Source organism: Kitasatospora sp. NPDC001095, from assembly GCF_053598615.1.
This window is the reverse complement of sequence record NZ_JBSFKQ010000015.1, coordinates 22219-35050: the sequence shown is the minus strand read 5'-3', so window position 1 is coordinate 35050 and position 12832 is coordinate 22219. Positions and strand designations below refer to the sequence as shown.

Below are 12832 nucleotides of genomic sequence, written 5' to 3'. Positions count from 1 at the left end.
ACCCGGCTGGCCCCGGCGCCGGGGCGGAGGCAGGCTGGAAGGGCGAAGAGACACCACTGGCCCCACCCCGCGCGCGACCCCGCGCGCCGGGACCGGCCGAGGAGACGGAGCCCGCGATGACCGACATGAGCGACCGGTCCACGGTGAGCACCGAGGAAGACGAGGACGTCCGCGCCGCGGACCCCGAGGAGGGCATCCCCTCGATGCAGAACCTGCACGCGCAGGACACCTCCCAGGCGGAGGGCGCCCCCATGCTGGACGGACCCGGCCAGTCCGGCTGACCGTCCGCCGTGCCGACTCGACCGCCCGGTGGGACCGGGCGGTCGCCGCGACCGCGGGTGTCGCCGCTCCGGCGGCGAGCCACCCGCGGGGGAGGAGAGGCGCATGACCGAACACGACCAAGGCAACCGCCAGGCCCGACCGCCCGCGGACCCGCGCACGTCGTGGGCGACCTGGACCACTCAATCGATCATCAGCGGCCCCGGTGGGGTGACCACCACCGAGGTCGGTCCGATCTCCGGCGACCTCACCGTGCACACCACCTGGGTCGACGGCGAGGCGAGACTGACCGTCCAGTACACCGGCGCGCTGGACTGGTACACCGTCGTCGGGAGCCCGGTGCCGGCGGCCGACGAGACCACCGCACGCGCGATCCACCAGGCGATGGTGAACGGCGTCAAGGCCGGCCGGGGCGCGGGCGCACCGGCTCCGCCGAAGGCCTAGGAACCTCCGGGAGGGAGCAGCGGCGCGCCGTGCCGCTGCTCCCCCGCCCTACGGGGCCGTCCCGTCCGCCTCCACGCTCCCGTCCGCCTCCACCGCCCCGCCGCGCGCCACCGTCTCGCCCTTCAGGGCGGGCGCGGCCACGGTCCAGTAGCTACGGTCCGACGGGCGGCGCCCGCGCAGGTCCCTGCGCACCTCGTCGGCCAGCCGGCGGGTGTCGCGGCGGTTCATGGTGGCGCCGATGCCGGCGCCGACCAGCAGCGGGATCACCGCCGGCAGGTGCCGCAGCGAGCTGCGGGTCAACCGGCGGCGGACCTTCTGGCGCACCTCCGAGCCGATCGCCAGCGCGGCGAAGCCGGCGGGCCGCACCAGCAGGCTCGCGTCGATCCCGCGGCGGTTCGCCCAGGCACCGAGGTAGGCGCCGGCTCGCTGTGTGGCGGTGCCCTGCGCCGGGGTGCCGTAGACCTCGTGCAGCTCGGCGATCAGCTTGATCTCCACGGCCGCCACCGCGAGCGTCTCGGCCGCGATCTCCACCGGCATCGCGGGTGGCACCGGCAGCATCGCCGCCGCGCCGACGCCCGCGCCGAGCGTGCCGGAGGCCCGGACGGCGCCGGTGACCAGCAGGTCGGCCAGCTGCTCCGGGAAGGCCGCCCCCGGGTGCTGCGCCCGCAGGGTGGCGAGGTCGCGCACCGGGATCCGCGGCGCGGTGTGCACCAGCTGCTCGGTCAGCGCCCTGCCCCCGTACGCGGCGCCCTTGGCCGCTCCCCGGGCGGCGGCCCGGCCACCGCGACCCAGCAGCCGGACGGTCTGCAGCACCAGCGCCCGGCCGCGGCCGCGCTGCTTCGCCGTGTACTCGGCGACCGGGCCCTCGCCGACGGGCTGCTCGGACTCCTCGACCAGTTCGGCGAGGTGCTCGGTCAGTTCGGCCTCGGCCCGGTCGGGCCCGGCGGGCGGCCGGGGGCGGCCCGGCCTGGGGAAGCGGACCGGTCTGCGGAAGACTGCCATGGGAATCCGGTACCCCTTTCGCGGCGGCGACGGCACGGCCGGCCCGGGCCGGCTACTCGACGATCTCCACCCCTTTCCAGAAGGCCACCCGGTCGCGCACGTGCTCGGCCTCGGGCTTCGGATCGGCGTAGAACCAGGCGGCGTCCGGGTTGGTCCGCCCGTCCACCTCCAGGGTGTAGTAGCCGGCGGTGCCCTTCCAGCCGCACACCGTGGTGGTGTCCGAGGGGCGCAGGTACTCGGTGCGCACCGCCGCGGCCGGGAAGTAGTGGTTGCCCTCGACGACGACGGTGTCGTCACTCTCGGCGATGACGACGCCCTGCCAACTCGCTGTGGTCATACCGTGATTGTGCCTGACGGGCGGGCGTCGCGCCCAGGGTTCCCCGCACCACCCGGGCGGCCGGGGCGGTCAGGACAGCGGGTGGGCGTGCACCGGCACGTGCGGGCTCTGGTGGCCGCCGCTGGCGAGCATCCGGACCTCGCCCGCGTCGCTGATCTCGGCCCGGACGATCCCGCTCTCGTCCTCGTACACCGGGTGACCGCCCGGGCCTGTCGCGTCGGTGCGGGCGACCACCACGACGTCCTGCGGGGCCTGGGTCCCCGGGGTGCCGGGGAAGGTGAGTGCGTAGCGCTCGGCGGGGTTCATCACGGCTGCTCCTGCCTACCCGGCGGCCTCGGCCGGCACGGCGGCCCGAATGTGCGGGCCTCGGACCTCCAGTTCCGCCAGCAGCCGGGCGGTGGCCTCGGCGACCGCCTCCACGGCCCGGTCGAAGGCCTCCCGGTTGTGCGCCGCAGGGGCGCGGAACCCGGAGACCTTGCGGACGTACTGGAGAGCCGCCGCGTGGAAGTCCGCCTCGTCGGCGTCGGGCGTGACGGGGGGTCGCAGGGTCTTGATGTTGCGGCACATGCTCCCAGTCTCGCGCGCGGGGGCCGCGGCGGCGACCCCCTTTCGTCACACGCACCTCACGGCGCCGTCATCCGGCCTGATTAGGATGCCGGACGAACGAATTCATCCCACCTCCGCCCCTCCCTCGTCCCGCCGCGCGCTCTCCCGGTCCGTCGGCATCACCCCGGAGTCACTCCCTTGCCTCTCGCGCTGCTCGCGCTGGCCGTCACCGCGTTCGCCATCGGAACCACCGAATTCGCCGCCATGGGGCTGCTCCCCCAGGTCGCCGACAGCCTCCACGTCTCCATCCCGCAGGCGGGCTGGCTGATCTCGGCGTACGCGCTGGGGGTGGTGGTCGGTGCGCCGCTGCTGACCGCGCTCGCCGCCGGGCGGCCGCGCAAGGCGGTGCTGGTGGCGCTGGCCGGGCTGTTCGCGACCGGCAACCTGCTCTGCGCGGTGGCCCCGGACTTCTGGACACTGGCCGCCGCCCGGCTGGTCACCGGGCTGCCGCACGGCGCGTTCTTCGGCGCCGGCGCGGTGGCGGCGGCCGAACTGGTCGCACCGGACCGGCGGGCCCGGGCGGTGGCCGTGATGTTCTCCGGGCTGACCGTCGCCAACATCGTCGGCGTCCCGGCCGCGACCCTGCTCGGCCAGCACCTGGGCTGGCGGGCGACCATGCTGGTGGTCGTGCTGATCGCGGCGGCCGGTACGCTCGCCATCGCCCGGCTGGTGCCCGCGCTGCCCTCCCCCGGCCAGTCCGGGCTCCGGCACGAGCTGCGGGCCTTCCGCAGCGGGCAGCTCTGGCTGGCGCTGGCCACCGTGGTGTTCGGCTGCGGCGGCTTCTTCGCCTGCTACAGCTACATCACGCCGCTGCTCACCGAGGTCTCCGGGTACGCCGCCGGCTCGGTCACGCTGGTGCTGGCACTGTTCGGGGTCGGCATGACGATCGGCAACGTACTGGGCGGGTTCGCCGCCGACCGGGCGCTGCGCCCGACCGTCTGCGCGGCCTTCGTGCTGCTCTCGGCCACCCTGGCGCTGTTCGCGGTGACCGCGCACGCCCGCTGGTCGGCGGCCGTCACGGTGGTGCTGATCGGGCTGTTCGGCTTCGCGATCGTGCCGGCCGTGCAGACCCTGGTGCTGCAGAAGGCGCGCAGCGCGCCGACCCTGGCCTCGGCGACGGTGCAGGGCGCCTTCAACCTGGCCAACGCCCAGGGCGCGTACTTCGGCGGGCTCGCCTTGGACGCCGGGCTCGGCTGGACCGCGCCGACGCTGGTCGGCGCGGTCCTGGCCGCCTCGGGAACGCTGGTCGCGGTGCTCGCCTGGGCGGTCGACCGGCGCCGGCCGGCGCCCGTTCCGACGGAACCGGCGGCGGCCGCGATGACCACGGTCTAGAGATGACCACGGTCTAGATCGGTCTAGATCTCCCGGTGGGCCTCGGCGAGGAGCCGGTAGCCGGCGCCGTTGTCCCTGATGCCCGACTTCTCGTCCTCGGTCAGCTCGCGGCGGACCTTGGCCGGGACGCCGGCGACCAGCGAGCCGGGCGGGACGACCATGCCCTGCGGCACCACCGCGCCGGCCGCGACCAGCGAGCCGGTGCCGATCCGGGCGCCGTTGAGCACGGTGGCGCTCATGCCCACCAGCACGTCGTCCTCGACCGTGCAGCCGTGCAGCACGGCGTTGTGGCCGACCGAGATCCGCTCGCCGACCACCAGCGGGAAGCCGGGGTCGGCGTGCAGGGTGCAGTTGTCCTGGATGTTGCTGCCAGCGCCGACGGTGATCGACTCGGCGTCGCCGCGCAGCACCGCGCCGTACCAGACGCTCGCGCCGGCGGCGACGGTCACGTCCCCGACCACGACGGCGTTCGGGGCCACGAAGGCGCCCGGGTCGACGGCGGGCTCCCTGCCCCCGACTGCGGCGATCAGCGGCTCTGCCATGGCGCGTCCTCCTGGTGACGGTGTGGGCCGTTGGGTCGCCGGTCAGCGTAGGGGCTCGGTCACGGTGCCATGCGGGCGAGGTCGGGTACGGCGGCGGTGGGCCGGGCGCCGCAGAGGGCGGTCGTGGTCACCCTGTGCCAGGCCGCGTTGGCGGCGTCCGGGTCCGGGATGTCGTAGACGGTGGTGTTCGCGGCGAACGCGCGCCGTCCGTCCGGGGAGGCGAGCATCATCGTGCTGTAGCCGGGGATGCCGCCGGCGTGGCCCCAGAAGGGGCCGCAGGGGGTGTCCAGGCGCTGGAGCCCGAGGCCGTACGTCCGGCCCTCCCCGTGGGCGGTGGTCTCCTTCATCGCGGCGAGTTCGGCCGGCCGCAGCAGGCGGCCGCCGAGCAGGGCGTCGAGGAAGGCGGTCAGGTCGGCGGTGGTGGAGATGCCGCCGCCGGCGGAGCCGGCCATGGAGGGGTTGAGCACGGTGACGTCGACCGGGCCGGTGGCCGCCTTGACGTAGCCGTGGGCGTGCGGGCCCGGGATGAACGGGAGGTCGCCGGGCATCCAGGTGTCGACGAGGCCGAGCGGGCGGATGATCCGGCGGGTGACCTCGTCGTTCCAGCTGTGGCCGGTGAGCTTCTCGATGATCATCCCGACCAGGATGTAGTTGGTGTTGGAGTACTGCCAGTCCTGGCCGGGGGCGAAGGCCGGCGGGTACCTGTTGGCGAGGTCCACCAGGTCCCGCAGCCGGTAGGACGTGTAGCGGCGGTCGCTCAGCCAGTCCGGGTCGTCGAACCGGAAGGCCGGGTCCTGGGTGTAGTCGGCGACGCCGCTGGTGTGGTCGAGCAGTTGCCGCACGGTGATCGCGGTGCTGTTCGGGACGACGTCCGGCAGCAGGCACTCCAGGCGGTCGTCGAGGTCCAGCCGGTGCTCGCCGACGAGTTGGAGCAGGGTGGTGGCGACGAAGGTCTTGGTGGCGCTGCCGATCCGGAACGCGCCCTCGGGGTCGGCGGGCTCGCCGGTGGCGAGTTCGGCGACGCCGGTGGCGTTCCGCCAGACCAGCCGGCCCCGTTCGCGGACGGCGGCGAGGGCGGAGGTCGAGTAGCCGGGGTCGGTCATCCCGGCGAGGGCGGCGTCGGCGGCCGTCCAGTCGCCCCGGCGCTCGGCGGCGGCGCGCTCGGCGGTGATGCCCCCGGTGGGGGTGCCCTCGGTGGGGGTGCCCTCGGTGGGGGTGCCCTCCGCGCCGGGGACGGCGAGGTGCACGGCGCCGTGGCAGCCGGGGGTCGGCAGGAAGTCGACGGGTCCGGCGACGGCGGCCGGGGCGAGGACGGTGAGCAGGCCGACGCCCACGGCGGCAGCGAGGGCGGCGCGCAGGGCCTTCCGGCGGCGACCTGGGGCGGGGGCGGTCGGGTCGGCGGTCATGCCGTCCTCCCTGGTCCGGGGTCGGAGGAGTGGTCAACTCCGAATGGTGGGTGCTCACTTGACACCATGCCGGGCCGACCGGGAGCGGGTCGTCCACCTGGGGACGGGCTCCGACCCCGAGGAACCCCGGAGCCGGACCCCGACGCATCTCGGGGTCCGGCTCCGGCGGTGCGGCTCCGGCTCCGGCGGTCCGGCTCCGGTGAGCGGCGGTGCGGGTCAGGCGCCGGTGGTACGGGTCAGCCGAGCGGCGCCTTGGTGCGCAGGACCTCGATGAAGGCGCGCAGCCACGCCGGGTGGTCGGGCCAGGCGCGGGCCGAGACGACCACGCCGTCCACCACCGCCTCGCCGTCCACGAACTCGGCGCCCGACGCCTTCACGTCCGGGGCCAGCGCCGGGTAGGCCGAGGTGCGGCGGCCGTCCAGCAGGCCGGCGGCGGCGGTGATCAGCGGGCCGTGGCAGATCTGGGCGACGGGCTTGTCCTCGTCGAAGAAGTGCCGGGCGATCCGCTGCACCTCCGGGTCGTTGCGCAGGTACTCGGGGGCGCGGCCGCCGGGGATGACCAGGGCCACGTAGTCGGCCGGCTCGACGTCGGCGAAGGCCAGGTCGGCGGGCCAGGTGTAGCCGGGCTTCTCGGTGTAGGTGTCGAACCCCTCGACGAAGTCGTGCACCACGAACTGGAGGCGCTTCTTCGTCGGGGCCGCGATGTCGACCTGGTAGCCCTCCTCGCGCAGCCGCTGGTAGGGGTAGAACACCTCCAGTGACTCGGCGGCGTCCCCGGTGATGAGCAGGATCTTCGATGTCATCGCCGACATCCCTCCACGTGGTCGAGCCTCAGGTCGGGTACGGGCGCCGGGCCGTGGCGGCCGGCCCGGGCCCGGTCCAACCTCCCGTACCGGCGGCACCGTTGGCAACGGGGCGCACCGGGCGTACGACGGCGCAGAACGGAGGTGCGCGCGCCTGTCGCCGGGGGTGCGCGCCGGGTCGGCCGCCCGGATGCGGGGGCCTGACGCCCGCGGCCTAGACTCCTGCTGCCCACGACCGTCCTTCTCCGGAGGAGCCCATGCCGGACCGCACCACCCACCTCGTCCTTCCCGGCTACCAGAATTCCGGCCCCGAGCACTGGCAGACCCGCTGGGAGGCGGCCGAGCCGGAGTCCTTCCGCCGGGTCGAGCAGGCGGACTGGGACCACCCGAAGCGGACGGACTGGGTGGCCCGGGTGGACGCGGCGGTGGCCGCGGCCGCCGCCGAGGGCCCGGTGGTGCTGGTCGCCCACAGCCTGGGCTGCGTCACGGCGGCCCACTGGGCGGCCACCGCCTCCGCCGAGCGGACCGCCGCCGTCCGGGGCGCGCTGCTGGTCGCCCCGGCGGACGTCGACACCGCCGAGGTCCCGGAGCTGGTGAACTTCCGCCCGGTGGCGCTGGAACGGTTCCCGTTCCCGACCATCGTGGTCGCCTCCACCGACGACCCGTGGGTCTCCGCGGAGCGGGCCCGCGCGTTCGCGGCCGCCTGGGGAGCCCGCTACGTCGAGCCGGGCGCGTACGGGCACCTCAACTCCGAATCCGGGCTGGGCGACTGGCCTCAGGGCCGCGAGCTGCTCGCCGAGCTGTGACCGCCGCGACGGCGGACGGGGGAAACGGGGGAACGGTGGACCGACGGACGACGGACCGACGGACGTCCCGGGCCAGGCGCGTGCTGGTCCGGATGCTGGTGCTCGGCGGGCTGGCCGCCGTGCTGCTCTACACCGAGGGGCAGTGGGAGAGCCGGTCGGGCGGGCGGATGGCGGTGGCCGACCTGCTCAACCGGCCGGGGCTGCTGCTCGGCGGGGCGCTGGCGGCGCTGATCGCCGCCGCCTGGCTGAGCGACCTGCGCACCGCCGTGCGGACGGCCACCCGGGCGGTCACGGTGACCGCCGGGGTGGTGTTCCTGCTCGGCGTATTGGCCGTGCACAAGGTGTCGGCGGCCGAGACCCGCAGCCGGGAGGACGCCCCGGCCGGGGCCGAGAACGCCCTGGTGGTGGTGCACCGCTCGTACGCCGCCGGGCCGGAGGCTGACGAGCACTGGCAGGTGCTGCTGGAGAGCGGTGAGGGCTGGTCGGCCCGGCGCTGGTCGCTGGCGGACGTCGGCCGGGGCCGGGGCGACGCCCGGCTGGTGGAGGCCCGCTGGACCGGGCGCTCGCAGATCACCGTGGTGACGGACTCCTACCGGCGGGTGTTCAACCTCGACCAGGACAGCGGCGAGCCCGTCGAGGCGCGGTAGCCGGCGATCGAGGCGTCGGAGGCCGGCGGGTGGGGCGCGGTAGCCGGCGATCGAGACGCGGCAGGCCGACGGGCCCGCCCTCTCGACCGGCGCGGATCGGGCCGCGGCCCCGCGCGAGCACCCGTAGTCGCGCGGGGCCGGCGGTTCACTGGTCCTCGGGGTCGGTGGCGCCGGGCGGGACGGGCGACCCGGTACGGCCGGGGGCCGGGTTGACGCCGCGCGGCCGGCCGCCGTTCGTCGGGCTCCCGGTGGCGGGGGCGCCGGTGCAGGTGACCGAGCCCGGCGAGCCGCTGGAGGTGGTGCAGTTGGGGTCCCGTCGCACCGGGTCGGGGATGTAGACGGTGGTGAAGTCCTTCTCCGGCATGTTCCGCACCGCGTCGCTCATCGCCTTCTGCCAGATCGGCCCGGGGCCGGTGGCGCCGAAGACCTCCGCCTGGTAGGTGCCGCCGATCCGGATGTTGCGCATGGGCACCTTGGTACCCGGGCTGCCCAGCCAGACCGAGCCGGCCAGGTTGCCCGTGTAGCCGGTGAACCAGGCCGACTTCTTCTCGTCCGTGGTCCCGGTCTTGCCGGCGATCTGGCGGCGGTCGTCCAGGCCGAGGTCCCGTGCGGTGCCGCCCTTCTCCGTCACCCCGAGCAGCACGCTGTTGATCACGTCCGCGGTGTCCTCGGACATCGCCGGGGTGCACCGGGCCGGGGGCACCGGGACGTCGGTGCCGCCCACCGTGGTGATCCGGTTGATCGCCAGCGGCGCGCAGTAGGTGCCCCGGGCGGCGAAGGTCGCGTACACGTTCGCCATGGTCAGCGGGGTGACCTCCTCGGTGCCGAGGCCGAGCCCGGGCACCTCCGACAGCGGCGAGCCGTCGGCCTTTCCGGCCACGCCCAGCTTGTTGGCCATCTGCTTGACCGCGCAGAGGCCGATCTCCTGCTCCATCTGCACGAAGTAGGTGTTCACGGAGAGCGCCATGGCCTGCTTGAGCTCGTACGGGCCCACCTCGGAGGCGCTCTCGTTGGGGATGGTCCCCTCCTTCTTGCCCTTGCTGAGGTTCTTCCAGGTGCCGTCGCAGGTCCGCATCGTCGGCCAGTCCATCCGGTTGGGCGAGTCGTACCGCTGGGTGGGCGGCAGACCGGCCTCCAGGGCGGCGGCGGCCACGATCGGCTTGAAGTTGGAGCCGGGCTGGAAGCCGATGCCGCCGCCCATCGCCGCGTCGACGTTGTAGTTGACGACGGTCTCGTTCTTCTCCTTGGCCAGGCCGTACGGGCGGGTCTGGGCCATCGCCAGGATCTTGCCGCTGCCGGGCTCGACCATCGTCATCGCGGCCGAGACCGGGTCGGTGACGTACACCTTGGTGGAGACGGCCTTCTGGGCGGCGGCCTGCTTCTCCGGGTCCAGGGTGGTGTAGATGTTCAGGCCGCCGGTGTCCCAGAGCCGCTTGCGCTCGGCCGCGCTCTTGCCGAAGGCCGGGTCCTGCTTGACGACGTGGCGGACGTAGTCGCAGAAGAAGCCCATGCCGGCCTGCGCGGTGATGCAGCCGTTGCGCGGGTCCTGGTAGTTGAGGCCGAGCGGGGCCGCCTTCGCCTCCCTGGCCTGGTCGGCGGTGATGTGCTTGTTCTCCACCATCTTGTCGATCACGGTGTCGCGGCGCTTCTGGGCGGCCACCGGGTGCAGCTTCGGGTCGTACTGGGACGGGTTCTGCACCAGCCCGGCGAGCATGGCCGCCTCGGGCAGGTCGAGGTCCTTGGCGTCCTTGCCGAAGTAGCGCTGGGAGGCGGCCTGGATGCCGTACGCCTGGTGGCCGTAGAAGGTGATGTTGAGGTAGTTGGTGAGGATCTGCTCCTTGGTCAGGTCCTCCTCCAGCTTGATGGCGTACCGGAGTTCCTGGATCTTGCGGCCGAGGGTCTTGCGCTGCGCCTCGCGCACGGCGTCCGCGTCGTCGCCGGCCTTCTCCACGTTGACGTTCTTCACGTACTGCTGGGTGAGCGTGGAGGCGCCCTGGACGGCGGCTCCGCTCTCCGCGTTCTTGGTGATCGCGCGCAGGACGCCCTTGAGGTCGACGGCGCCGTGCTCGTAGAAGCGGGCGTCCTCGATGTCCACCTGCGCCGTGCGGATCAGCGGGGACATCTGGTCGGCGGATATGACGGTGCGGTCGCGCTCGTAGACCTTGGCGATCAGGCCGCCGCCGGCGTCGAAGATCTGCGTGGCCTGGCTCAGCGGCGGGGTCTTGAAGTCGTCGGGGATGCTCTCGAAGCCCTCGGCGCCGTTCTTCGCGCCGAGTCCGACCGCCCCGGCCGCCGGGAGGATCAGGCCCGCCACCAGGATGCCGCCCAGCACGCTGGCGCCGAGGAAGGTGGCCGCGTGGCCCAGGATGCCGAGCGGGGTCTCGCGGCGCCTCGGGCGGGGCACCCAGGTGTCGCCCGGGTCCGAGGCGGCGGGTATGCGGCTCTTCGGTGACATAGATCGAACACTACGGCCGTGAACAGGCGCTGGGGGACGGGTGTTGGCGAAGGATTGTCACAAAATCGCGACGGATTCGACTCATTCCCGAGCGTCGAACGGGCACGCGCGCCGGTGCAAGGGCCGTTCGTCCACGGCCCGTTGCCCCCCTCGTGCCGCTCCCCGCTCCCCTACCGGTCGCTCAGCTTGCCCGGCAGAGGACGTCCCCGGCCGGGCGGCGGCCGGTGGTCAGGCAGTCCGTCACCACCCCGTCGGCACAGGCGTTGTCCAAGAGCCCGCCTCGGCAGGGAGCTTGGGCCCATCCGGGCAGCGGGCCGGCCGGGGGTGGGGAAAGCGCCCGGGAACGGGTGGAGACCGCTACAGGGGCGGTCTCCGGCCGCGGAGGATGATGGGGGCGGAACCGGGTGTCGGGTCAGAGGCCGAGCAGGCCCGGGTCGGCGGCCAGGGCGCGCAGCGGCTCGCGCGGGTCGGCGACCAGCCTGCGCTCCTTCAGGTCGAGGATGCCGCCGACGCCGGTGATCTCGGCGGCCAGCACGCCGTCCTCGCGGACCAGCCGCTGCACCACCTGGAAGGTCTTGCCGTCCCGCCAGGTGAACGAGCAGCCGACCTCCACCGAGTCGCCCGCGCGCAGCTCCCGCAGGTATTTGACCGTGGTCTCCAGGACCACCGGGCCGACGCCCTCGGCCACCAGGTCCGTCTGGCGGATCCCGGCCGCCCGGAGGTACTCCCAGCGGGCGTGCTCGGCGTACTGGAGGTAGACCGCCTGGTTGAGGTGACCCTGCGAGTCGGTCTCGTAGCCGCGGACGGTGATGCGTGTGCTGAAGGCCTGATCACTCATGCCCCGCACGGTACTCCGGGCCACCGGGGCACCACCGCGTGTCCTCCGTCACCCCGGCCGGACGGCCTCCGGGGCCACCCGGACAGGGTGGTCGACGGCGGTGCCCGGTCGGATCAGGGCAGGGTGAGGACGCGCGGGCCGTCCTCGGTGACGGCGACGGTGTGCTCGATGTGGGCGGCCCGGCGGCCGTCGACGGTGCGCAGGGTCCAGCCGTCCGGATCGGTGCGGTGGTCGTCGCGGCCGCCGGCCAGCAGCATCGGCTCGATCGCCAGCACCAGACCGGGGCGCAACGGGTAACCCCGGCCCGGGCGGCCCTCGTTGGGCACGTGCGGGTCCTCGTGCATCCGGCGGCCGATGCCGTGGCCGCCGTAGCCGTCCAGCAGGCCGTACCGGCCGGCGCGGGCGACGGTGCCGATGGCGTGGGCGATGTCCCCGGTCCGGTTGCCGACCACGGCGGCGGCGATGCCCGCCTCCAGGGCGCGCCGGGTGGTCTCGATCAGGGCGGTGTCCTCGGGGCGGGCGGTTCCGACGGTGAAGCTGACCGCCGAGTCCCCGGCCCAGCCGTCCAGGACGGCGCCGCAGTCGATGCTCACCAGGTCGCCGTCGCGCAGCCGGTAGCCGTCCGGGATGCCGTGCACCACGGCGTCGTTCACCGAGGCGCAGATGACGGCCGGGAACGGGACGGGCGCGAAGGCGGGGCGGTAGCCGAGGAACGGCGAGGAGGCTCCGGCAGCCTTGAGCACCCCGCGCGCCACCTCGTCCAGCTCCAGCAGGCTCACGCCGACCGCGGCCTGCTCCCGGACGGCCGCCAGCGCGTCCGCCACCACCCGTCCGGCCTCGCGCATCGCGGCCAGCCCGGCGTCCGACTTGAGTTCGACCATGGCGCATCCCTCCTGGATCCAATTCTTATACCGGTATTTGTATCACGGCCGATGGGTGGGACGGCACCGCCTGACGGTGCCGCAGGACCGTCCCGGGAAGGATCCGGGAGACAGGCCCTAGACTCGTCGGCATGGTGAGGACTCCGCTGACCCCGTGGGAGCGCGAGCGCGGCGAGCGCTTCGGGGCGCTGCTGCGCGAGGCGCGCGGCGAGCGCAGCATGGTCGAGGTGGCGGCGGTGGCGGGCGTCTCGGCGGAGACGCTGCGGAAGATCGAGACGGGCCGGGCACCGACACCGTCCTTCTTCACCATCGCCGCGCTGGCCTTCGCGCTCGACCTCTCGCTGGACGAACTGGCGGCCGCCTGCGCGCCCCCGGAGGACGGCGAGGCGCTCTCCGCCTGAACGGCGGCGGCCCGCCCCGCGCGCGGTGCGCGGGGCGGGCCGTCGTCGTGGCG

The 12832-nt window shown here is 74.3% G+C and carries 16 protein-coding genes; 6 read left to right on the top strand and 10 right to left on the bottom strand.

Annotated elements, in window-relative coordinates:
* Positions 1 to 116 precede the first annotated feature (116 nt).
* A complete protein-coding gene (locus tag ACWDBB_RS15935; protein WP_449790132.1) occupies positions 117 to 281 on the top strand; it encodes a hypothetical protein in 165 nt (54 codons plus the stop codon).
* Between the two features lie 103 nt (positions 282 to 384).
* Positions 385 to 723, top strand: coding sequence for a hypothetical protein (locus ACWDBB_RS15930; RefSeq protein ID WP_449790131.1), 339 nt, complete (start codon positions 385 to 387; stop codon positions 721 to 723).
* A gap of 48 nt (positions 724 to 771) precedes the next feature.
* Here the strand turns inward: ACWDBB_RS15930 and ACWDBB_RS15925 are convergent, their stop codons facing one another.
* The 4 genes from ACWDBB_RS15925 to ACWDBB_RS15910 form a co-directional block, all read right to left on the bottom strand.
* Positions 772 to 1725 (bottom strand): hypothetical protein, encoded by a 954-nt coding sequence (locus ACWDBB_RS15925; RefSeq protein ID WP_449790130.1) that lies wholly within the window; start codon positions 1723 to 1725, stop codon positions 772 to 774.
* 52 nt (positions 1726 to 1777) lie between these two features.
* Positions 1778 to 2062: a DUF427 domain-containing protein gene (locus ACWDBB_RS15920; RefSeq protein WP_449790129.1), complete on the bottom strand. Its 285-nt coding sequence runs from the start codon at positions 2060 to 2062 to the stop codon at positions 1778 to 1780.
* Between the two features lie 69 nt (positions 2063 to 2131).
* Positions 2132 to 2368 (bottom strand): DUF6296 family protein, encoded by a 237-nt coding sequence (locus tag ACWDBB_RS15915; RefSeq protein ID WP_392883556.1) that lies wholly within the window; start codon positions 2366 to 2368, stop codon positions 2132 to 2134.
* A gap of 15 nt (positions 2369 to 2383) precedes the next feature.
* Positions 2384 to 2629 carry a DUF2277 domain-containing protein gene (locus ACWDBB_RS15910; RefSeq protein ID WP_449790128.1) on the bottom strand — a complete coding sequence of 82 codons (246 nt, stop codon included), beginning with the start codon at positions 2627 to 2629 and terminating at the stop codon, positions 2384 to 2386.
* A gap of 177 nt (positions 2630 to 2806) precedes the next feature.
* On the opposite strand from ACWDBB_RS15910, the gene ACWDBB_RS15905 reads away from it, so the two are divergent.
* Positions 2807 to 4000 (top strand): MFS transporter, encoded by a 1194-nt coding sequence (locus ACWDBB_RS15905; RefSeq protein WP_449790127.1) that lies wholly within the window; start codon positions 2807 to 2809, stop codon positions 3998 to 4000.
* 23 nt (positions 4001 to 4023) lie between these two features.
* On the opposite strand, the gene ACWDBB_RS15900 is transcribed toward ACWDBB_RS15905, so the two are convergent.
* The 3 genes from ACWDBB_RS15900 to ACWDBB_RS15890 form a co-directional block, all read right to left on the bottom strand.
* Positions 4024 to 4542 carry a gamma carbonic anhydrase family protein gene (locus tag ACWDBB_RS15900; protein ID WP_449790126.1) on the bottom strand — a complete coding sequence of 173 codons (519 nt, stop codon included), beginning with the start codon at positions 4540 to 4542 and terminating at the stop codon, positions 4024 to 4026.
* Positions 4543 to 4601: 59 nt separating this feature from the next.
* Positions 4602 to 5948, bottom strand: coding sequence for a serine hydrolase domain-containing protein (locus ACWDBB_RS15895; RefSeq protein WP_449790125.1), 1347 nt, complete (start codon positions 5946 to 5948; stop codon positions 4602 to 4604).
* Between the two features lie 236 nt (positions 5949 to 6184).
* Positions 6185 to 6751, bottom strand: a complete 567-nt coding sequence (locus ACWDBB_RS15890; protein ID WP_449790124.1) for a DJ-1/PfpI family protein — start codon at positions 6749 to 6751, stop codon at positions 6185 to 6187.
* Positions 6752 to 7008: 257 nt separating this feature from the next.
* Here ACWDBB_RS15890 and ACWDBB_RS15885 point away from each other — a divergent pair, with 257 nt between their 5' ends.
* Positions 7009 to 7557, top strand: coding sequence for an RBBP9/YdeN family alpha/beta hydrolase (locus ACWDBB_RS15885; protein ID WP_449790123.1), 549 nt, complete (start codon positions 7009 to 7011; stop codon positions 7555 to 7557).
* Positions 7558 to 7637: 80 nt separating this feature from the next.
* Positions 7638 to 8204: a hypothetical protein gene (locus tag ACWDBB_RS15880; protein ID WP_449790122.1), complete on the top strand. Its 567-nt coding sequence runs from the start codon at positions 7638 to 7640 to the stop codon at positions 8202 to 8204.
* Between the two features lie 145 nt (positions 8205 to 8349).
* On the opposite strand, the gene ACWDBB_RS15875 is transcribed toward ACWDBB_RS15880, so the two are convergent.
* The 3 genes from ACWDBB_RS15875 to map form a co-directional block, all read right to left on the bottom strand.
* Positions 8350 to 10659 carry a transglycosylase domain-containing protein gene (locus ACWDBB_RS15875; RefSeq protein WP_449790121.1) on the bottom strand — a complete coding sequence of 770 codons (2310 nt, stop codon included), beginning with the start codon at positions 10657 to 10659 and terminating at the stop codon, positions 8350 to 8352.
* Between the two features lie 412 nt (positions 10660 to 11071).
* Positions 11072 to 11497 carry an acyl-CoA thioesterase gene (locus tag ACWDBB_RS15870; protein ID WP_449790120.1) on the bottom strand — a complete coding sequence of 142 codons (426 nt, stop codon included), beginning with the start codon at positions 11495 to 11497 and terminating at the stop codon, positions 11072 to 11074.
* 113 nt (positions 11498 to 11610) lie between these two features.
* Positions 11611 to 12378, bottom strand: coding sequence for a type I methionyl aminopeptidase (map, locus tag ACWDBB_RS15865; RefSeq protein WP_392883573.1), 768 nt, complete (start codon positions 12376 to 12378; stop codon positions 11611 to 11613).
* Positions 12379 to 12509: 131 nt separating this feature from the next.
* On the opposite strand from map, the gene ACWDBB_RS15860 reads away from it, so the two are divergent.
* Positions 12510 to 12779, top strand: coding sequence for a helix-turn-helix domain-containing protein (locus tag ACWDBB_RS15860; RefSeq protein WP_449790119.1), 270 nt, complete (start codon positions 12510 to 12512; stop codon positions 12777 to 12779).
* Positions 12780 to 12832 lie beyond the last annotated feature (53 nt).

Excerpts from the sequence above, each read along its gene's own strand:
- ACWDBB_RS15895 (WP_449790125.1), bottom strand. The coding sequence starts at position 5,948 with ATGACCGCCGACCCGACCGCCCCCGCCCCAGGTCGCCGCCGGAAGGCC.
- ACWDBB_RS15860 (WP_449790119.1), top strand. The coding sequence starts at position 12,510 with ATGGTGAGGACTCCGCTGACCCCGTGGGAGCGCGAGCGCGGCGAGCGC.
- ACWDBB_RS15900 (WP_449790126.1), bottom strand. The coding sequence starts at position 4,542 with ATGGCAGAGCCGCTGATCGCCGCAGTCGGGGGCAGGGAGCCCGCCGTC.
- ACWDBB_RS15915 (WP_392883556.1), bottom strand. The coding sequence starts at position 2,368 with ATGAACCCCGCCGAGCGCTACGCACTCACCTTCCCCGGCACCCCGGGG.
- ACWDBB_RS15910 (WP_449790128.1), bottom strand. The coding sequence starts at position 2,629 with ATGTGCCGCAACATCAAGACCCTGCGACCCCCCGTCACGCCCGACGCC.
- ACWDBB_RS15885 (WP_449790123.1), top strand. The coding sequence starts at position 7,009 with ATGCCGGACCGCACCACCCACCTCGTCCTTCCCGGCTACCAGAATTCC.
- map (WP_392883573.1), bottom strand. The coding sequence starts at position 12,378 with ATGGTCGAACTCAAGTCGGACGCCGGGCTGGCCGCGATGCGCGAGGCC.
- ACWDBB_RS15875 (WP_449790121.1), bottom strand. The coding sequence starts at position 10,659 with ATGTCACCGAAGAGCCGCATACCCGCCGCCTCGGACCCGGGCGACACC.
- ACWDBB_RS15930 (WP_449790131.1), top strand. The coding sequence starts at position 385 with ATGACCGAACACGACCAAGGCAACCGCCAGGCCCGACCGCCCGCGGAC.
- ACWDBB_RS15920 (WP_449790129.1), bottom strand. The coding sequence starts at position 2,062 with ATGACCACAGCGAGTTGGCAGGGCGTCGTCATCGCCGAGAGTGACGAC.
- ACWDBB_RS15935 (WP_449790132.1), top strand. The coding sequence starts at position 117 with ATGACCGACATGAGCGACCGGTCCACGGTGAGCACCGAGGAAGACGAG.
- ACWDBB_RS15925 (WP_449790130.1), bottom strand. The coding sequence starts at position 1,725 with ATGGCAGTCTTCCGCAGACCGGTCCGCTTCCCCAGGCCGGGCCGCCCC.
- ACWDBB_RS15870 (WP_449790120.1), bottom strand. The coding sequence starts at position 11,497 with ATGAGTGATCAGGCCTTCAGCACACGCATCACCGTCCGCGGCTACGAG.
- ACWDBB_RS15890 (WP_449790124.1), bottom strand. The coding sequence starts at position 6,751 with ATGACATCGAAGATCCTGCTCATCACCGGGGACGCCGCCGAGTCACTG.